The organism is Streptomyces spinoverrucosus, assembly GCF_006539505.1.
GTDB classification, from domain to species: domain Bacteria; phylum Actinomycetota; class Actinomycetes; order Streptomycetales; family Streptomycetaceae; genus Streptomyces; species Streptomyces spinoverrucosus.
In genome coordinates, this window is sequence record NZ_BJND01000016.1 from 193,164 (window position 1) to 211,474 (window position 18,311).

Annotated in this window: 20 protein-coding genes and 7 tRNA genes; 18 read left to right on the forward strand and 9 right to left on the reverse strand. The window is 70.0% G+C overall.

Annotated features, from left to right (window positions below; translation table 11 throughout):
• Positions 1–18: 18 nt before the first annotated feature.
• From SSP24_RS43990 to SSP24_RS11080, 4 genes are all read left to right on the forward strand, one after another.
• On the forward strand, positions 19–288 hold the full coding sequence (locus SSP24_RS43990; protein ID WP_141309333.1) for a DUF8836 family protein: 270 nt from the start codon (positions 19–21) through the stop codon (positions 286–288).
• A gap of 205 nt (positions 289–493) precedes the next feature.
• On the forward strand, positions 494–700 hold the full coding sequence (locus SSP24_RS11070; protein ID WP_141309334.1) for a hypothetical protein: 207 nt from the start codon (positions 494–496) through the stop codon (positions 698–700).
• Between the two features lie 206 nt (positions 701–906).
• A complete protein-coding gene (locus SSP24_RS11075) occupies positions 907–1,842 on the forward strand; it encodes a phosphotransferase family protein (RefSeq protein WP_141309335.1) in 936 nt (311 codons plus the stop codon).
• An 80-nt stretch (positions 1,843–1,922) separates the two neighbouring features.
• Entirely contained in the window at positions 1,923–2,210 is a 288-nt protein-coding gene (locus SSP24_RS11080; RefSeq protein ID WP_141309336.1) for a TFIIB-type zinc ribbon-containing protein, read from the forward strand.
• 79 nt (positions 2,211–2,289) lie between these two features.
• Here the strand turns inward: SSP24_RS11080 and SSP24_RS11085 are convergent.
• The 5 genes from SSP24_RS11085 to SSP24_RS11105 all read right to left on the reverse strand — a co-directional run bounded on the left by SSP24_RS11085 (position 2,290) and on the right by SSP24_RS11105 (position 2,763).
• Positions 2,290–2,361: transfer RNA gene (locus tag SSP24_RS11085), tRNA-Val, on the reverse strand.
• A 46-nt stretch (positions 2,362–2,407) separates the two neighbouring features.
• Positions 2,408–2,479, reverse strand: a tRNA-Val gene (locus SSP24_RS11090).
• A gap of 26 nt (positions 2,480–2,505) precedes the next feature.
• Positions 2,506–2,577: transfer RNA gene (locus tag SSP24_RS11095), tRNA-Val, on the reverse strand.
• Position 2,578: 1 nt separating this feature from the next.
• Positions 2,579–2,652: transfer RNA gene (locus SSP24_RS11100), tRNA-Cys, on the reverse strand.
• 38 nt (positions 2,653–2,690) lie between these two features.
• Positions 2,691–2,763, reverse strand: a tRNA-Gly gene (locus SSP24_RS11105).
• 178 nt (positions 2,764–2,941) lie between these two features.
• On the opposite strand from SSP24_RS11105, the gene SSP24_RS11110 reads away from it, so the two are divergent.
• From SSP24_RS11110 to SSP24_RS11120, 3 genes are read left to right on the forward strand one after another with little or no spacing between them, the layout of a single operon-like run.
• Positions 2,942–4,069 carry a chorismate-binding protein gene (locus tag SSP24_RS11110; RefSeq protein ID WP_229864950.1) on the forward strand — a complete coding sequence of 376 codons (1,128 nt, stop codon included), beginning with the start codon at positions 2,942–2,944 and terminating at the stop codon, positions 4,067–4,069.
• Positions 4,066–4,887, forward strand: coding sequence for an aminotransferase class IV (locus SSP24_RS11115; protein WP_141309337.1), 822 nt, complete (start codon positions 4,066–4,068; stop codon positions 4,885–4,887). The genes SSP24_RS11110 and SSP24_RS11115 overlap by 4 nt, the downstream gene beginning before the upstream one ends.
• 54 nt (positions 4,888–4,941) lie before the next feature.
• Entirely contained in the window at positions 4,942–5,766 is an 825-nt protein-coding gene (locus SSP24_RS11120; RefSeq protein WP_167529562.1) for a GNAT family N-acetyltransferase, read from the forward strand.
• A gap of 63 nt (positions 5,767–5,829) precedes the next feature.
• Here the strand turns inward: SSP24_RS11120 and SSP24_RS11125 are convergent, their stop codons facing one another.
• Complete coding sequence (locus SSP24_RS11125) at positions 5,830–6,348, reverse strand: DsbA family protein (RefSeq protein WP_141309339.1); 519 nt, start codon at positions 6,346–6,348, stop codon at positions 5,830–5,832.
• Positions 6,349–6,572: 224 nt separating this feature from the next.
• Between SSP24_RS11125 and SSP24_RS11130 the strand changes: the two genes are divergently transcribed.
• Together SSP24_RS11130 and SSP24_RS11135 are read left to right on the forward strand one after the other, a co-directional pair.
• The gene (locus SSP24_RS11130) at positions 6,573–7,019 is read left to right on the forward strand and encodes a hypothetical protein (RefSeq protein WP_141309340.1); all 447 of its coding nucleotides are present in this window, start codon (positions 6,573–6,575) and stop codon (positions 7,017–7,019) included.
• A 110-nt stretch (positions 7,020–7,129) separates the two neighbouring features.
• Positions 7,130–7,333 carry a hypothetical protein gene (locus SSP24_RS11135; RefSeq protein WP_141309341.1) on the forward strand — a complete coding sequence of 68 codons (204 nt, stop codon included), beginning with the start codon at positions 7,130–7,132 and terminating at the stop codon, positions 7,331–7,333.
• 89 nt (positions 7,334–7,422) lie between these two features.
• On the opposite strand, the gene SSP24_RS11140 is transcribed toward SSP24_RS11135, so the two are convergent.
• Positions 7,423–7,983: a CGNR zinc finger domain-containing protein gene (locus SSP24_RS11140; RefSeq protein ID WP_141309342.1), complete on the reverse strand. Its 561-nt coding sequence runs from the start codon at positions 7,981–7,983 to the stop codon at positions 7,423–7,425.
• A 402-nt stretch (positions 7,984–8,385) separates the two neighbouring features.
• Entirely contained in the window at positions 8,386–8,799 is a 414-nt protein-coding gene (locus tag SSP24_RS11145; protein ID WP_004002642.1) for an SsgA family sporulation/cell division regulator, read from the reverse strand.
• A 191-nt stretch (positions 8,800–8,990) separates the two neighbouring features.
• On the opposite strand from SSP24_RS11145, the gene SSP24_RS11150 reads away from it, so the two are divergent.
• The 9 genes from SSP24_RS11150 (at position 8,991) to SSP24_RS11190 (ending at position 17,444) form a co-directional block, all read left to right on the forward strand.
• Positions 8,991–9,443, forward strand: coding sequence for a TIGR02611 family protein (locus SSP24_RS11150; protein ID WP_141309343.1), 453 nt, complete (start codon positions 8,991–8,993; stop codon positions 9,441–9,443).
• A gap of 76 nt (positions 9,444–9,519) precedes the next feature.
• Positions 9,520–9,591, forward strand: a tRNA-Val gene (locus SSP24_RS11155).
• 569 nt (positions 9,592–10,160) lie between these two features.
• Positions 10,161–11,447 carry an ABC transporter substrate-binding protein gene (locus SSP24_RS11160; protein ID WP_141309344.1) on the forward strand — a complete coding sequence of 429 codons (1,287 nt, stop codon included), beginning with the start codon at positions 10,161–10,163 and terminating at the stop codon, positions 11,445–11,447.
• On the forward strand, positions 11,447–12,418 hold the full coding sequence (locus tag SSP24_RS11165) for a carbohydrate ABC transporter permease (protein WP_141309345.1): 972 nt from the start codon (positions 11,447–11,449) through the stop codon (positions 12,416–12,418). Before SSP24_RS11160 ends, SSP24_RS11165 begins: the two co-directional genes overlap by 1 nt.
• A complete protein-coding gene (locus SSP24_RS11170; RefSeq protein ID WP_141309346.1) occupies positions 12,415–13,290 on the forward strand; it encodes a carbohydrate ABC transporter permease in 876 nt (291 codons plus the stop codon). The genes SSP24_RS11165 and SSP24_RS11170 overlap by 4 nt, the downstream gene beginning before the upstream one ends.
• Positions 13,291–13,297: 7 nt before the next feature.
• Complete coding sequence (locus SSP24_RS11175) at positions 13,298–13,888, forward strand: hypothetical protein (RefSeq protein WP_141309347.1); 591 nt, start codon at positions 13,298–13,300, stop codon at positions 13,886–13,888.
• Positions 13,889–13,983: 95 nt separating this feature from the next.
• The gene (locus tag SSP24_RS11180) at positions 13,984–16,728 is read left to right on the forward strand and encodes an exo-rhamnogalacturonan lyase family protein (RefSeq protein WP_141309348.1); all 2,745 of its coding nucleotides are present in this window, start codon (positions 13,984–13,986) and stop codon (positions 16,726–16,728) included.
• 146 nt (positions 16,729–16,874) lie between these two features.
• Positions 16,875–17,333, forward strand: coding sequence for an SRPBCC family protein (locus SSP24_RS11185; protein ID WP_141309349.1), 459 nt, complete (start codon positions 16,875–16,877; stop codon positions 17,331–17,333).
• A 39-nt stretch (positions 17,334–17,372) separates the two neighbouring features.
• Positions 17,373–17,444 (forward strand) — tRNA-Val (locus SSP24_RS11190).
• A gap of 44 nt (positions 17,445–17,488) precedes the next feature.
• On the opposite strand, the gene SSP24_RS11195 is transcribed toward SSP24_RS11190, so the two are convergent.
• Entirely contained in the window at positions 17,489–18,214 is a 726-nt protein-coding gene (locus SSP24_RS11195) for a 3'-5' exonuclease (RefSeq protein ID WP_141309350.1), read from the reverse strand.
• Between the last annotated feature and the right edge of the window lie 97 nt (positions 18,215–18,311).

An 18,311-nucleotide genomic window follows, 5' to 3' on the forward strand; every position in this document is an offset into this window, starting at 1 on the left:
AGAAGGGGGATTGGGCCCATGAAGGGTGACCGTGTGGAGATAGTCGTGGACGCCGGGGACACGACACGTACATACGAGGTGGTGGCGAGCAGGGCGGGGCGCCGAGTGGAGACGGCGGTACGCCGAGGTGTCGTGGAAGTGAGCGAAGTCACGCGAACCGGCGTTGTGGTCCGTACGGCGCGGTTCATGGCGAACCGGGTGCTGGCCCTGGTCGAGCAGCCGGTACCCCGCGAGGACAGCTCGGAAAAGCCCGGACACACCGGGCGCCCCCTCCGGGAAGACCCTTAGACCTAGGTCCGCTTCTCCACCCAGGGGAGTAGTCCCCGCCCCGGGGCTCATCCTCCGGGAGGCCCGCCAATCGGTACGAGGGCATGACGCCCGGCACCCCCTCGCGCCCCTAGATTTGAGGTCAAGCGGCGGGTGCAGCACTCGTCCCCCGAGGTCAGACACCCGCCGCTGCCGACGACAACTGAGAACGGTCAGGAGAGGGACCATGGCCTACACGGCACCGCGGACACTGATCCGCGAGCAGGGACGCAAGGCGCACGCCGCGTTCCGCCCGCGCCGCACGGGCCGCCGCCACCCCCTGGTGGCAACGGCCATGGCCCTTCCCCTGGCGGTCCTGCTCCTCGTCGTCTTCGACGGCTGGGAGACAGTGGCCACACAGGCGTCGTCCGTGGGCGTGATGCTGGGGCGCTGAGCGGCGACCCCAGGCCCGGAAGAGCGGTCCGGGCGGGGACATCCACCCATAACCCCGTGGGGACGGGGGTGCGGCGGACGGCAAAATGCCGGCGCAGCTGGGGAGCTGCGCCGGCATTGCTTTGTTCGGATACGGGCCGAGGGCTTACGACCGAGCCCGCCCCGCCGACGTACCCTCCCAGCACCCACCCCGCTCCAAGGAACCCCGTGACCGCACCCCTCCTCTCCGACCTGGCCGCCCGAGCCAGGGCCGCAGCCCACCCGCACGCCGACACCTGCGCGTGCGGAGCGGTGGTCACCCTCGCCGATCGCGTCGACGCCACGGTCGTCCGGCACGCCGGCACCGTCGCCAAGGCCCACGCCCCGGACACCGACCGCGCCGCACTCACCGCCCGCCTCACCACGGCCGCCCGCATCCCCGGCGTACTGCTCCCTCCCCTCGCCCCGGCGCCCGTCCCCCTGCACGGCCGGCTCGTGACCTTCTGGCCGTACGGCAGCCCGGTCGACCCCGGCACCCCGGACGCCGCCCCCTGGGAAGCCGCCGCCACCCTCCTCGCCCGCCTGCACCGCACCCCACCTCCCGTCCCCCTCCCGCCCATGCGCGGCCCCGCGAAGGCCGCCCACGCGATCGCCCGGCTCCGCGCGGCCGCCCCGCACCCCGCCACCACCGCCGTACTCCACGCCTGGGCCACCCTCCCCGCCTGGACCCGCCATGAAGACGCTCTCCCGGACACCGGCACCCTCTGCCACGGCGACCTCCACCTCGGCCAGCTCGTCCGCCAACCCGCGCGCACCGGCCCCTGGCTGCTGATCGACGTCGACGACCTCGGCGTGGGCCCCGCGGCCTGGGACCTCGCCCGCCCGGCCGCCTGGTACGCCTGCGGACTGCTCCCGGCCGACGCGTGGACCCGCTTCCTGACCGCCTACCGAGCGTCCGGCGGCCCCGCCGTCCCGCCGGACGGCGACCCCTGGCCCGCCCTGGACGTCCCGGCCCGCGCGCTCACCGTCCAGACGGCCGCCCGGGCCGTGACCAAGGCCCTCACGGCGGACCGTCCCCTGGACGAGGTGGAGCAGTGCCTCGTGGACGCCTGTGCCCGAATGGCTTCCGTCCCCGCCCAGTTGCCCCGGAACGCCGCGAAGTAGGGTGCAACCGACCGCAGCCGGACAGAGTCTGTCCTGGCGATACGCGAAGCAGGACCGACCGGCGAGGAGTTGAGCCGACCATGCAGTGTCCGAAGTGTCACGCGCCCATGCACACGTACAACCGCAACGGCGTCCAGATCGAGCAGTGCGCGAACTGCCGTGGAATCTTCCTGGACTACGGCGAACTGGAGGCCCTGACCCGGCTGGAGTCCCAGTGGTCCCAGCCCGCCCCGCCGCCCCCGCCCGCGGCGCAGGCGTACCCGGCCCCGCCCGCGCCCGCCTGGGGCGCCCCGCACGGCGGGCACCACGGCGGCCACTACGGCCACCGCCGCCAAAAGAGCTTCGGCCACATGCTCTTCTCCAGCTGAGCGCCGATGCTGTTCGCCGGCTGACCGGCACGCACCCATGACGAAGCCCCCGGCCGAGACGGCCGGGGGCTTCGGGGTGTGGACGATACTGGGATTGAACCAGTGACCTCTTCCGTGTCAGGGAAGCGCTCTCCCGCTGAGCTAATCGTCCTCGGGACCACGATCGTCACTACGTGGAGCCGATCATGGGCACTGCGTGCGCGATACTGGGATTGAACCAGTGACCTCTTCCGTGTCAGGGAAGCGCTCTCCCGCTGAGCTAATCGCGCGGGTAGGGATCTTCGAGAAGATCCAGTGGACGATACTGGGATTGAACCAGTGACCTCTTCCGTGTCAGGGAAGCGCTCTCCCGCTGAGCTAATCGTCCTTGGAGGTGGAGACGGGATTTGAACCCGTGTAGACGGCTTTGCAGGCCGTTGCCTCGCCTCTCGGCCACTCCACCAGGAGTGTAGGGGACCGCGAGGATCCCCTCTTCCTTCGAGCGGACGACGAGGCTCGAACTCGCGACCTCAACCTTGGCAAGGTTGCGCTCTACCAACTGAGCTACGTCCGCCTGTCGTTTCGGTCCGCTTGCGCGTCCCGGCGACGTGTTGAACTCTAGCGGATTCCGGGGCCAGTACAAAAACGCGTTTGTGCAGCGTGCTGCGCTGCACCTGGTCACGGACGTGGTCGGACCACCTGGAAGGACACGGCAAGGCCACCTGCGGGACACCCACCATAGACTCGACAACGTGCTCGATCTCCCTCCCCTCGCCCGCTTCGGCGACCGCGTCGCCACCGGCCTCCTCGACGTCACCAGCGACCCCGCGGCCCTCGACTCCACCGGTTTCTGGGCCGTCGCCGCCGACTTCGAGGGCCGACTGACCTGCGCACGCTTCGCCGACGTACGAGAGGAACCAATACCCGCCCCCGTACCCGGCGCCTGGCGCGGCCCGGCCGTCGGCGACTGGACGTCGTCCCTCGACCGCGCCTCGTACACGGCGGGAGTACGCCGGATACGGCAGCACATCGCGACCGGCGAGGTCTACCAGGTGAACCTCTGCCGCGTCCTGTCCGCGCCCGTCGCACCGGACGCCGACCCCGACGCCCTCACCGCGCTGCTGGCCCGCGGCAACCCGGCGCCGTACGCCGGAACGATCCGCCTGCCCGGGCACGGTGTGGAGATCGCGAGCGCGTCCCCCGAGCTCTTCCTGCGCCGCGCGGGCCGGATCGTCGAGTCGGGCCCGATCAAGGGCACCGGCCGCACCGAGACGGACCTGCTGGAGAAGGACTACGCCGAGAACGTCATGATCGTGGACCTGGTCCGCAACGACCTCGGCCGCGTCTGTGCCTCCGGCACCGTGACCGTCCCCGATCTGTGCGTCGTGGAGAAGCACCCCGGCCTGGTCCACCTCGTGTCCACCGTGCGCGGCGTGCTGCGCGCCGACGCGGGCTGGCCGGAGCTGCTCGCCGCCGCCTTCCCGCCCGGCTCGGTGAGCGGCGCGCCCAAGTCGAGCGCCCTGCGGATCATCGACGCCCTGGAGACGGCACCCCGGGGGCCGTACTGCGGCGGCATCGGCTGGGTCGACGCCGACCGGGGGACCGGCGAGCTGGCCGTCGGGATCCGAACGTTCTGGATCGACCGGGCCGAGGGGGTGCTGCGCTTCGGTACGGGCGCGGGTATCACCTGGGGGTCGGACCCCGAGGGGGAGTGGCGGGAGACCGAATTGAAGGCCGCCCGGCTGCTCGCGGTAGCGTCGGGAGCGTACGAGGTGAGTGGAGAGGGACTGCAATCGAGCTGTGTCCATCCGGGGGAAACCCCCCGGAGCCCCGGACGCGGCCAGGTCCCCGGCACGGATATGCGAGGTGGGGACCAGTGAAGATCTGGCTCGACGGCGGGCTCCAGGACATCGAGTCCGCCCGTGTCTCCGTCTTCGACCACGGACTGACCGTGGGCGACGGCATCTTCGAGACGGTGAAGGCGGTCGACGGCACGCCGTTCGCGCTCACCCGCCACCTCGACCGGCTGACCCGCTCGGCACGCGGGCTGGGCCTGCCCGATCCCGACCACGACGAGGTCCGGCGCGCCTGCGCCGCCGTCCTGGACGCCAACCCCATGCCGCTGGGCCGGCTGCGCATCACGTACACCGGCGGCCACGGCCCGCTCGGCTCCGACCGCGGCGAGCACGGCCCGACCCTGGTCGTCGCGCTCGGCGAGACCCGGCGCCGCCCCGACTCCACGGCCGTGATCACGGTCCCCTGGACCCGCAACGAGCGCGGCGCCCTGACCGGCCTGAAGACCACCTCGTACGCCGAGAACGTCGTCGCCCTGGCCCGCGCCCACGAACAGGGCGCCTCCGAGGCGCTGTTCGCCAACACCGTCGGTCAGCTCTGCGAGGGCACCGGCTCGAATGTCTTCGTCGTCCTCGACGGCGAGATCCACACCCCGCCGGTCGCCTCCGGCTGCCTCGCGGGCATCACGCGCGCGCTGACGGTCGAGTGGACCGGCGCCAAGGAGTCCGACCTGCCGCTGGACGTGCTGGAACGCGCCGACGAGGTGTTCCTGACGTCGACCCTGCGCGATGTGCAGGCCGTGCATCGTGTCGACGGGCGTGAACTGCCGGGCGCCCCGGGGCCGGTGACCGCGAAGGCGATGCGGATCTTCGAGGAGCGGTCGGGCGACGACCTCGACCCGTAGAACGCCGGACATATTCAGCAGACGTGGGGGTCCGGACCGGGTAGAACACCCCTGATGACCACCACCCTGCGGCCGACCGAGCCGCTTCAGCGCGCGGCCGACGGGACGCGCTCCCGCCACTACCAGGTGTGCGTGAACAGCCGTCCCGTCGGCGCGATACACCTCGGCACATCACCCGCCTTCGGCGACTCGGTGGCGCGGATCGTCGACCTGCGCATCGACGAGCCGGACCGGCGACGCGGCCGCGGCACGGTCGCCGCGCTCGCCGCGGAGGAAGTGGCGCGCGGCTGGGGCTGCCGGCAGATCGAGGCGGCCGTCCCCGGCGACGCCGAGGCGGGCCTCCGGCTCGCCACGGCACTGGGATATGTCCTGCGCAACCGCGGCATGGAGAAGCACCTCGGCGACACCCCACCCGAACTGCCCGCGGGCAGTCACGCGCGGCCCATGACCGAGGCCGGGTTCGCGGCATGGCAGGCGTATGAGTCGGAGCGGTACGCGCGCACCTGGATCGAGCGGGGCGTACCCGAGGCCAAGGCGTACGCCAAGGCGCGAAGCGACCACGAGCGGCTTCTGCCGGACGGGTTGGCCACCGCAGACATGCTGTTCAGCGTCCTGGAACAGGACGGGACGCGGGTGGGCACCCTGTGGGTGGCGTTGCAGGAGGACAAGGCCTACGTCTTCGACGTCGAGACCGAGGCGGCACACCGGGGACGAGGACACGGCCGGACGCTCATGCTGCTGGCCGAGCGTCAGACGATCGAGTCCGGCCGACGCGTCCTCGGCCTCAACGTCTTCGCGGGGAACACCCCGGCCGAGCGGCTCTACGAGTCACTCGGCTACACGACGATGCGGTACATCCTGTACAAGGACCTGCTCTGAAGGGTACGGGGAGCTGCTCGGAGGTCCCGGTCCGAAGGGTCCCAGTCCGAAGGGACCCGGACGTCACTCCCGCTCGGCCAGCAGCCGGTCGGCGATCTCCTCGATCCGCTCGCGCAGCCCCTCCTGGCTCTTGCCACCGTCGAGGCGCTCGCCGCCGATCACATACGTCGGAGTACCGGTCACGCCGATCGCCTTCCCCTCGGCCTGGTCGGCGTCCACGATCAGGATGTGCCGGCCGTCGATCAGCGCGGTGTCGAACTCCTCGGCGTCGAGGCCGAGTTCCCGGGCCACCTCGACCAGGAAGGGTTCTCCCTTACGGTCCAGCTCCTCGACCCGGGCCAGCACCGCCTCGACATACGGCCACCCCTGCCCCTGCTCCGCGGCCTCCTCGGCGGCCTGCGCGGCGGCGAAGGCGTGCTTGTGCTTCTCCAGCGGGAAGTGCCGCAGCCGCAGTTCCAGCCGGTCGCCGTAACGGGCGCGCAGGGCACGGAGATCGTCCAGGGCACTACGGCAGTCCGGGCACTGGAGTTCGCACCAGACGTCGAGGACGGGCGCGGGTCGGGCGGGGGAGGAGTCGTTCATGGGCTCAGTCTCCCAGCACCGGCGCCCCGGACCCAATCGGCTCCGGTGGCCATGGGCACGACCCCGACACGCCCCCGAGTCCTACGCCACCACCGGCACCTGCGGAGGAGCCGACCCGGAGATGTCCCTGATGTCCGGGCGGGGCATGGCCTGTCGGGGTTCGGGGGGTGCAGGATGGAAGGGGCGACGCGCCCCGCCCGCTCGAGCCTGCCCTGGAGGACCGGATGATTGCCGAGACCGTGTGTTCCGCCGTTGCCGCGGCCGGCCTGGGCATCGCGGCGGTGACGGCGTTCCGCAAGCGTTTCCTCACGGCTGCCCGCATCGCGGCCTACGCGCTGGTCCCCCTCGGCCTGGTGATGACCGGTGTCGTGCAGTGGGCCGCGGACACCGCCTTCAGCCCGGTGGCCTGGGCGGGCTTCGGTGTGCTCGGCGGTGCCTGGCTGCTGTTCACCGGCACGCGGGCGGTGGAGCGGCGACGCGGTCGCAAGGGGCGCGCGGTGAGCGCCGCGGCCCAGCACGACCCGGTGGCCCCGCAGGCCTCGGCGCCCTCCCTCGGCCCGGCGTCCCGCACGACGGCCAAGCCCCGGACCAAGCCGCAGGCCACGTCCCGTACGGATGCCGCGGACGACTTCAGCGACATCGAGGCCATCCTCAAGAAGCACGGCATATGACGTCCGCATGCCGGACTGAAACGACCCATTCCTTGGGATGATCGGAAGCTGTCCGGCTCGCGCCACAGACGTGCAGGTGATCACGGATTTCGGCGAACTCCCGCATCTTCGTGCGTCTTGATCGCGCCGAGGGTGCCCCCTGCGTCATCATTCGCCGCGAGATGCTGGACACGACACAGAGCGAGGCCGCGCCGCCGAAGGACGAGCCGCGCGGGTGCCTCTTCGCCCTTTCCCAGCCACCGCTGATGATCTTCCTTGCGGTGATCGGGAGTCTGCTGCTCATGGCTGCGTTGCACGATCTGTTCCTGCTGTGAGCCGTACGCGCGGTCCCCGGCGCCACCCGCCGGGAACCGCGTCGGCATCGACGTCCCCCTGATCAGCTCACGTGCCGTGGAGTCGGGCGTCAGCCCGTCGCCTCCTTGCGGCGCGCCCGGTAGGCCGCCACGTGCAGCCGGTTTCCGCAGGTGCGGCTGTCGCAGTAGCGCCGAGAGCGGTTGCGGGAGAGGTCGACGAAGGCGCGTCGGCAGTCGGGGGCCTCGCAGCGCCGCAGCCGTTCACGCTCGCCGCCGACCACGAAGAAGGCCAGCGCCATCCCGCAGTCGGCGGCCAGGTGGTCGGCGATGGAGGCGCCGGGTGCGAAGTAGTGCACATGCCAGTCGTAGCCGTCGTGGTCCGTGAGGCGGGGCGTGGTGCCGGCGGCGGCTACCAGCTCGTTGATCATCCCGGCCGCTGTGCGGACGTCCGGAGCCGCGAAGATCCCCGCGAACCGGCCGCGGATCTTGCGCACCGCCGAGAGATCGAACTCCGAGAGCACCCCGACATCGCTGATCTCGTGCCTTCGTACGAAATCCGCGAGAGCCGCGACGTCCGGCAGCCCGTCCGGCGTCGTCTCGTCCTCCGGTGCGGTATTCACCAGATCGACCACGGCTTCGAGCGCGCACCGGGTGTCGTGGGTGATCAGCACGTTTCGCTCCCTGGCCTGGGGGGTCGGGCGGGCGCCCGCCGATGCTGGCCGATGGTAGTGGCTCCCGCCGCCGTCCCATCGGCTGCGGCCGCACCCGGCCCCCGCTTGCCCGTAGAACGCGGCGCGGGGGTGCTGCGGTTCCCGGCGGTCGCAGCCCGTGAGTCGGCGATCACACGCATACCGGCGCCGCCCCCGCATGGATGCGCGGTGGCGGCGCCGGTGTGTGCCGTATGCGGTTGTCCTGGGCGCCTTGGGGCCTGTCCGGAGGATCCTGCCGGAGACGGGCCCTGGCACGTTCACATGGGCCGATCAGTGCCGTCGCCCTGCTCCGACCTGATCCGCCGGACAGGCCCGAGCCGTCTCCCCGAGTGGACGGCCGGGCAGCTTGGTGTGGGTCTCGCCCTAGCTTTCCGCCAGGATGTGCGAGAGCTCCTGGTCAAGGTCGAAATGCCGGTGCTCCGTGCCCGGCGGCACGGCGGCGTCGGTTCGCTTCAGGAACGATTCCAAGGCCCGCGCCGGGGCCTCCAGCAGCGCCTCCCCCTCGGGGGAGCTCAGGGCGATGCAGACGACGCCCTGACCATGGCTGCGCGACGGCCAGACGCGGACGTCGCCGGTTCCTGTGGGCCGGTGAAGCCCCTCGGCGAGAAGGTCGCGGGCGAACACCCACTCGACGGTCTCCTCGGCTCCGGTGTGGAAGGTGGCGTGCACGGCGTAGGGGTCGGCCGTGTCGTACCGCAGGCCTGCGGGGACAGGCAGGGAGGACTCGCTCGACACAACGAGGCGCAGGTGCAGCTCGCAGCTGACCGTGGTGTTCATAAGCGCCAGGGCCTTTCGCTCAGTGTGCGCTCGGGGATTCGCACGTCGGCGAAATCGACATGCCACCTACGGTGCCGTTGTAAACCCCTCTGAGGGTTTTGCGTGTGTTTACGTAACTCTTCCGGCCGAGAACCTGTTCGCCGGGTGCGCCCATTCCGGTGACTGGAATCGTTCAGGTAGGGTTTGGCCGTATGAATACGGGGAGTAGCAAGCCTGGCGAGGTCGCCATGGCTGCCGACGAGACGGGGACGGACGGGGTGCAGAGCGAGCGGGAGCTCGGTTCGAGAGCGCCGGAATTCATCAAGGCGCGGCGCCTGCTCCACGTCAGCTGGCAGGTGGGGGTCTTTCTCGTCGGGCTCGGGGTGGTGATCACCGGCATCATCCTGCTGCCGTTGCCGGGCCCCGGCTGGGTGATCATCTTCGGCGGCATGGCGATCTGGGCGACCGAGTTCGTCTGGGCCCAGCTGGTGCTGCGCTGGACCAAGCGCAAGGTCACCGAGGCGGCGCAGCGTGCCCTCGACCCCAAGGTGCGCCGGCGCAACATCATCCTGACGACGGTCGGCTGCGTGATCGTGGCCGCGATCGGCGCCTTCTACGTCTGGAAATTCGGCTTCGCGATGCCTTGGAAGATCGAGGACCAGTGATCCGCGGCGGGGTGCGGGGGCGGCCCACTGTGGTCACCCGCACCCCCTGACTTGGGGTAATCTTCTTCCTGCGCCCGGGCGATTAGCTCAGTGGGAGAGCGCTTCGTTCACACCGAAGAGGTCACTGGTTCGAACCCAGTATCGCCCACCCGGAGACGCGGCCCACCTGCGAGACAGCAGGTGGGCCGTTGTCGTGTCCGCTGCCGACGAGCGCGTCGTGATGGTGGGGCGCTGCGCGTCATACGGGGCGGTTGTCACCGTCCGTGGTCTCGCGTCGTGCCGGGTCGAGGTGTCACCGTCGGTGGTGCCACGTCGTACCCGGGGCACCCCTCGGTGGTCTCCGCGTCGTACGGCTCGGACGGTCACCATCGCGTCGGCCGACCCCGCCCCGGCGAATCCCGGCCCCCGGGGCCCAGTGGGCCCCGGTTCCGCCCCCGCCACAACCGGCCCCCGCCCCGACGATTTTCAGCCGGACACCACCCCCGTCCGCCCCTCCGCCCCACGTCCGGCCCACCGACCACGCCCCTCCCACCTGCGGCGTCGCCGCGCCTGCCCCGACCTCCCGTCGCCGGGGCCGCCCGCATCGCCGGCCCGGCCCGCAAGAAATTCCTGTCCGAATCATTGACGCACCCTCAACCCCTTCGTACCTTGTGCCAGCAAGCGCTTACTTGAAACGATTCACGAAGCGGCGACGACGCTGCGGGGAGGGGTCCGGCTGTGGGAACCAACGGGAATCTTGAGAGGCGAACGATCCTGAAGGCGGCCGGGGCCTCCCTGGCCACGGTGGGCCTGGCGGCCACGACCGGATGCGGTGGTAACAGCGGCGCCGGGGACGGAACGGTGACGATCCGTTACGCGTGGTGGGGTGCGGAGGAGCGGACCAAGAGAATCAACCAGACCATCGCGCTCTTCGAGAAGAAGTACCCGAAGATCAAGGTGGAGACGGACTTTCAGGATTACGTCGCCTTTTGGGAGAAGTTCCAGACCCAGGCAGCCGGTGGAAATCCGCCCGACGTTTTCCAGAACTCCGTCGCGTTTCTTCGGAAGTACGACAAGAGGGGCGTGCTCCTCGACCTCAAGTCACAGGTGGACGCCGGAAATCTGAGCATGGACAACTTCCGGGCCGGTGTCGAGAAGGTCGGCGAGGTGGACGGAAAGCTGCTCGGTGTTCCGGTCGGATCCAACACGATGTCACTTGTCATTGACGAGAAGGTCTTTGAAAAGGCCGGCATCAAGGCCGAGCAGGGCTGGACCTGGGACGAGTACTTCGCCGCCTTGGAGAAGATCCGCAACACCCAGAAGGTCGCGGGCGACACCGGCTACTTCGGGATCATGTACCTCTACGACCTCTACCTGCGGCAGAACGGCAAGGCGTTCTTCACCGAGGACGGACTCGGTTTCACCGAGGCCGATCTGACGGAGTGGTGGACGGACGGGTACAACCGCGTCAAGGCCGGGATCATCACCGACCCGAAGAAGGTCGAGCAGCTCAAGCCCAAGTCGTCGCTGGCCGCCGGTGAAGGGGCGTCCGAGTTCACCTGGGACAACTTCACCGTGCGCTACACCACCGAGGGCGACAGCACCTACGGGCTCGCGCCGATACCGACCACCGACGGCAAGCAGACCGGCCAGTACCTCTCCTCGCTGATGCTGAGCGCCTCCTCGCGGACCAAGCACCCCAAGGAGGTCGCGCAGTTCATCGACTTCATGGTGCACGACCCCGAGGTCGGCAAGATCATGGGCTACGACCGCGGCATCCTGGCCACCACCGAGCAGTTCGAGGCCTACCAGCCGACCGACGCCCCGCAGAAGGCCATCGCCCAGTACGAGAAGGACGTCGCCGAGGCGGGTGTACTCGGGCCCATCACCCCGCACCCGTCCGGCGCCGACACCGTCGAGGCCGCCTTCCTGCGCATCGCGGGTGATGTGGGTCTGGGCAAGTCCAAGGTCTCCGACGCGGTGAAGCAGTTCTTCTCCGAGGCCGAGACCGCCCTCGCCGCCTGATGGGAACCGCAGTGACGACGCTCGTCAAGGACTCCCCGCCGCAGGCACCGCAGAAGCGCCCCGCCGCTCCTGGCGACGCCAAGCGGCGGGGCCGCCGGGAGAATCTCGCCGGCTACCTCTTCATGTCCCCGTGGATCGCTGGATTTCTGCTGCTGACCGCGGGGCCGATGGTGGCCTCGCTGTATTTCGCGTTCACGGACTACAACCTCTTCACCGCGCCGAAGTGGATCGGCTTCGACAACTTCACCAAGATGTTCGAGGACCCACGCTGGCAGAAATCGGTGGAGGTGACGGCCAAGTACGTCGTCATCGGCACGCCGCTGAAACTGCTGCTGGCGCTGGGGGTCGCCCTGCTGCTCGCGCAGAGCCGGCGCGGGCAGGGCTTCTACCGGGCCGCGTTCTACGCCCCCTCGCTGATCGGCGCGAGTGTCTCGGTCGGCTTCGTGTGGCGCGCGCTGTTCTCCGACGACGCCATCGTGGACCGTACGCAGTCGCTGTTCGGCATGGACGTGGGCGGCTGGGTCGGCAACGCGGACTGGATCCTCTACTGCCTGGTCGCGCTCACCGTCTGGCAGTTCGGCGCGCCCATGGTCATCTTCCTCGCCGGACTCAAGCAGGTGCCGCGCGAGCTCTACGAGGCCGCCGAGGTGGACGGGGCCGGACCGCTCAGGCGGTTCTGGAGCATCACGCTGCCGATGATTTCCCCGGTGCTGTTCTTCAACGTGCTGCTGGAGACCATCCACTCCTTCCAGATATTCGGCTCGGCGTACGTCGTCTCCAACACCAGCTGCGGTCCGGCGGACGCCACGCTCGTCTACACCTGTTACCTGTACCAGAAGGGCTTCAAGGAGGCCCAGATGGGCTTCGCCTCCGCGATGGCCTGGATGCTGCTGCTCGCCGTGGCCCTGGTGACGGCGGTCCTCTTCTGGTCCCAGAAGCGGTGGGTGCACTACGAGGAGGCCGCCCGATGAGCACGACCACGCCCACGACCCGATCCTTCTCCCTGGGCCGCAAGCGCACCGGCTCCCTCGTCTGGCACCTCAGCGCCCTGCTCGTCCTCGCGGTCGTGCTCTATCCGGTCGTCTGGGTCATCGGCGCCTCGTTCAAGCCCAGCCGGGAGATCATCGCCAGCCTGGATCTGTTTCCGACGAGTCCCATCCTCGACAACTTCAAGGGTCTCGCCGACGGCATCGCCGACATCTCCATCGCGACCTTCTTCCAGAACTCCCTCTTCTACGCCCTCGGGTCGGTCGCGGGCATCCTGATCTCCTGCTCGCTGACCGCGTACGCCTTCGCCCGGATCAGGTTCGCCGGGCGGAACCTGATGTTCTCCCTCATGATCGGCACCCTGCTGCTGCCGTATCACGTGCTGCTGATCCCGCAGTACGTGATGTTCCAGAAGATGGAGCTGATCAACACCTATGTGCCGCTGCTGATCGGCAAGTTCCTCGCCACCGAGGCGTTCTTCGTCTTCCTCATGGTGCAGTTCATGCGGAACCTGCCGAAGGAGCTGGACGAGGCCGCCCGGATCGACGGGTGCGGGCACCTGCGGATCTACTGGTCGATCGTGCTGCCGCTGTGCCGGCCCGCACTCATCACCAGCGCCATCTTCACCTTCATCAACGCCTGGAACGACTTCATGGGCCCGCTGATCTACCTCAACGAGCCCGGCAAGTACACCGTCTCCCTCGGCATGATGATGTTCCGCGACCAGGAAGGCGTCGCCAACTACGGCGGCATGATCGCCATGTCGCTGGTCGCCCTGCTCCCCGTCCTGCTCTTCTTCCTCGCCTTCCAGCGCTATCTGATCGACGGCATGGCGACGTCGGGTCTGAAGGGTTGATGCGGCCATGGCCGAAGCGCGTGTGAAGGCCCGTCGGGAGTCCGTGTTCGCCGAGCGGTTCGCCGTCTTCGCCGAGTGTCTGCTGACCGGGGTGTGGATCGCGGTCGCCTCGCTGGGCGTGGTCACCTACCCCGCCGCGTTCGCCGCGGGTGCCCGGCATCTGCGCCGACGTACGGCCCACGAGGGCGGCGGCTGGCGGGAGTTCCTCGCCGACTTCCGGGCGGCCGTGCGGCGCGGCTGGCTCGTGGGGGTCGCCGGGTGGGCTGCGGCGGTCGCGGTCTGGGTCGACGTACAGGCCGCGCGGGCCGGGATTCCCGGCGGGCCGCTCGTCGGAGCCGTCGGGCTGTGCGCGCTGTTCGGGGTCGTCGTCGCCGGGTTGCGTGCGGCGGCGACCTGGACGCCGGGGGCTTCCTGGCGTGCGCTGCTCGCCGATGCCGGGCGGCGGACCGTCCGCGACCCCGCCGGGTCCTTCCTGCTCGTCGGTGGACTGGTGGTCGTCGCCTGCTCCGGCTGGTTCATTCCGCCGCTGGCGGTTCCCGTCCTCGGGGCCGTCGCGGCGGCCGCCGTCGCCGTGGAGGAGCGGTACCGGCATCGCTGACCGGCGGTGCACCAGGTCCGGCGCCCTCGGCGCCGCGGCCATCCCTGTCATGCCCCTGACCATCCGAAATGCTTCCCGCACGGAAAGGAAAGGCCATGTCCCCCATCCCCCGCAGGTCCGTCCTCAAGGCGGCCGCCGTCGCCGGAGCCGCCGCGCAGTTCAGCTGGGCGCTCGGATCGACCGCCCAGGCCGCACCGGCCGCGCCGAGAGCCGACGACCCCGTGACCCTGGACTGGCTGGAGAACGGCGGCCTCGGCGCCGCGCCCGGCTCCACCGTCGGTGTCCCCTGGCCCAAGGGCGTCCACCACGAGGACCAGACCTTCGCGCTCACGGACGCGAGCGGCACGGCCGTGCCCATGCAGTCCTGGACGCTCGCCTACTGGCCGGACGGCTCCCTCAAGTGGACCGCACACGCCGTGAGTTCCGGCGGCTCCGGCAAGCTCACCCTCACCCCCGGCGCGGATCCCGCCGCGCCCGCCCACAAGGTCACCGTCGACAGAAGAGGCGGCACTATCGACATATCGACCGGCGTCATCACCGCGAAGATCGGCAAGTCGGGCTCCACCCTCGTCAAGTCGGTCACCCGCGGCGCCACGGAGATCGCCAAGAACGGCCGGCTCGTCCTGCTCCGCCAGCCCGAGGTCGAGGACGACGACCAGGGCACCGTGAAGTACGAGCGCTTCGAGAGCGCCATCTCCGAGGTCGCCGTCGAACAGGACGGGCCCGTCCGCGCGGTCGTCCGCATCGACGGCAGGCACCGCAAGGGAAACCGCAGTTGGCTGCCGTTCTCCATCCGGCTCTACTTCTACGCCGGTGCCGAATCCTTCCGCATGGTGCACACCATCACGTACGACGGTCGGCAGGAGCCCGGCAAGGCCAGCGGCGACTTCATCCGCGGCATCGGCGTCCGCTTCTCCGTGCCGATGCGGGACGCCGCCTACGACCGCCACATCCGCATCGGCGGCGAGGGCACCGGCCTGCTGCGTGAGGCGGTCAAGGGCATCACCGGGCTGCGCCGCGACCCGGGGGCGGCGGTGCGGACGGCCCAGTTCGAGGGCAAGAAGCTGCCGGACCCGTCGACCTGGGACCAGCGGGTCACCACCCGCCTGCAGTACATCCCCGAGTGGGGCGACTACACCCTCTCGCAGCTCTCGGCCGACGGCTTCACCGTGCGCAAGCGCACCAAGAAGGGCCACGGCTGGATCGGAGCGGGCGGCGGCCGGCGGGCCAGCGGCTTCGGATACGTCGGCGGCGCGAGCGGCGGATTCGCCTTCGGCCTGCGGGACTTCTGGGAGAAGTTCCCCGCCCAGCTCGACATCCGCGACGCCCACACCGACGAGGCCGAGGTCACCCTCTGGCTCTGGTCGCCCGAGGCGCAGCCCATGGACCTGCGCTTCTACCACGACGGCATGGGCCAGGACACGTACCCCGAGCAGCTCGAAGGCCTCAACATCACCTACGAGGACTACGAACCGGGCTTCGGCACCCCCTACGGCATCGCCCGCACCAGCGAACTCCTCTTCTGGGCCCACGAGTCCACGCCCGGGGCCGAGGACATGGCCCGGCAGGTCGAGGCCGTCCGCACCCCGCCGCAGCTCGCCGCCCCGCCCCGGCAGCTCATCAAGGCGGGCGTCTTCGGCAAGCTGTTCTCCGAGCCCGACCGCTCCACGCCCGCCAAGGCGAAGATCGAGGACCACCTCGACTTCCTCTTCACCTACTACAAGGACCAGGTGGAGATGCGCCGTTGGTACGGCTTCTGGGACTACGGCGACATCATGCATTCGTACGACCCGGCCCGCCACCAGTGGTGCTACGACGTCGGCGGCTACGCCTGGGACAATTCCGAGCTTTCGCCCGACCTGTGGCTGTGGTTCGCGTACATGCGCTCGGGCCGCGCCGACATCTTCCGCTTCGCCGAGGCCATGACCCGGCACACCGGCGAGGTCGACGTCTACCACATCGGCGAGTGGGCCGGGCTCGGTACCCGCCACGGCGTCCAGCACTACGCCGACAGCGCCAAGCAGCAGCGCATCGCCAACACCACCTACCGGCGCTACTACTACTTCCTCACCGCCGACGAACGCGTCGGCGACCTGATGCACGCCAACGTCGACTCCGACGAGACCTTCCTCGTCCTCGACCCGATCCGCAAGATCCGCACCGAGCCCTACACCCCCGACCGCAACGCCCTGTCCATCGGCTTCGGCACCGACTGGAGCGGCCTGGTCTCCGCCTGGCTCACCGAGTGGGAGCGGCGCGGACCCAAGTGGGAGAAGGCCAAGGCGCGGGTGTTGTCCACCATGGAGACCATCGCCGCCCAGCCCAACGGCTTCGTCCAGGGCAACGCGCTGTACGACCTGGATACCGGCAAGTTCGCCATCGCGGCGGAGCCCAAGGTCGGGGTGTCGCACCTGTCGGCGATGTTCGGCCTGGTCGAGCTGTGCGCCGAGCTGATCGACCAGGTGGACATGCCGAAGTTCAAGGAGGCGTGGCTCGACTACTGCCGCTACTACAACGCCAGCCGGGCCGAACAGTCCGCCCGCTACGGCACCCACTTCGGCACCCTGCTCCTCTTCCAGGGCCACTCACGCCAGGACGCCTACGCCGCCGTACAGACCGGCGACGACACGCTGGCGGCCCGCGCGTGGCAGCAGTTCTACAGCAGCCGGGACGCCTGGGACTACAAGGAGTCCACGGACTGGTCCACGAAGAAGATCGAGGGCCCGACAGCCCTGGTCCCGGGCAGCGAGGCGGCCTGGGTTTCCACCAACGCCACAGCGCTGTACGGGCTGGCGGCGATCCAGAACCTGGCACTGGTGGGCGACAGGATGCCCTCATAGGCAAGTGCGGGAAGAGCGCCGCCGCACGGGCGGCGGCGCTCGTTCAGGAGTGTGGTCCAGGTCACGTCGTACGCCATGAGTACGCGTACTCAGAACGTACTCAGACACGGCATACGGGAAGGTCCCCGTACGGGCAGACTCCGCCCATGGACTGGACCCACTACCGCTTCCGCAGCTTGTGGCCCCTGCCCGCCCCGCCCGCCACCGTGTACGGCGTGCTGGAGCGGCCCGAGGAGTATCCGCGCTGGTGGCGGCAGGTGCGCGAGGTCGAGCGCAGGGGCGACGGCACGGGTCTGATCCGGATCCGGTCGCTCCTGCCGTACGACATGACCTTCACCGCGCGCGAGGTGCGCCGGGATCCAGGGGCCGGGGTGCTGGAGATCGCGATGTCCGGGGACATCGAGGGCTGGGCGCGCTGGACGGTCGCGCCGGTCGGGGCCGGGTGCCTGGCCCGCTACGACCAGGTGGTCGACGTGAACAAGCCGCTGCTGCGGCGGTTCGCCGTGCCGGGACGGCCCGTCTTCCGGGCCAACCACTGGTTGATGATGCGAGCCGGACGGCGTGGCCTGCTCGCGTACCTGGACGGCCGTCCTCAAGCGGTTTGAAGGAAACGCCGGGGCACCTGTATTGTTCAGTGCGTTCCCGGGCGATTAGCTCAGTGGGAGAGCGCTTCGTTCACACCGAAGAGGTCACTGGTTCGAACCCAGTATCGCCCACCGGGAAGAGCCGGTCCGCCGCAGCGGACCGGCTCTTTGCATGTTCACGCCGCCGCCGACAGCCCCGGACGCAGGGGCCACGCCGGGTCCACCGCCTCCTCGCTGCCGCTGCGCGCGAACCACGCCTGCAGGCCGCGCGCCTGTGCCGCGTGCCACACCGCCTGCAACGTGTGCAGCTCGGCGGGGGAGAGGCGCTCCAGCCGGGACGCGAAACGACGCCCTATGGCCCGTACGACCTCCAGGGAGGCCATCGCGTCCGCGGCCGCGTCATGCGCGCCGTCGAGCGGGACGCCGTAGTGCGCGCACAGGTCGGTGAGCGTACGGCGGCCCTTGCGGTAGCGGTCCAGGTGCTTGTCCAGGACCCGCGGGTCCAGGACAAGCAGCGGCACCGACTCGAACCAGTGACCCAGCGACGAGGCGCGATGCCGGCGCAGCTCGCGGTCCAGCAGGGTCAGGTCGAACGGCGCGTTCATCACCACCAACGGACGCCCGGCCGCCGCCTGTTCGGCCAGCTCGGTGGCTATCTCGTGCATCACCGGCGCAGGCCAGCGGCCGTTGAGCGCCAGGTGATCCTCCGTCAGCCCGTGCACCGCCGTCGCCTCGGCGGGCACGGGCACGCCCGGGTTCACCAGCCAGTGGTGCACCCGGGTGCGCGTGCCAGGGGCGTCCTGGACGACGAGGGCGGCCGACACGATCCGGTCGGTCTCGACGTCCACGCCCGTTGTCTCCGTGTCGAATGCCGCCAGAGGGCCCTCGTACCAGCACGTCATACGTACACAACTCCTCGTTCACCCACGGCAGCTGACGCACCGTCTTCTGCCCGTTTGGTGATACCCGGGCCGTTTGCGCCGTACGCCGGGGGGAGAC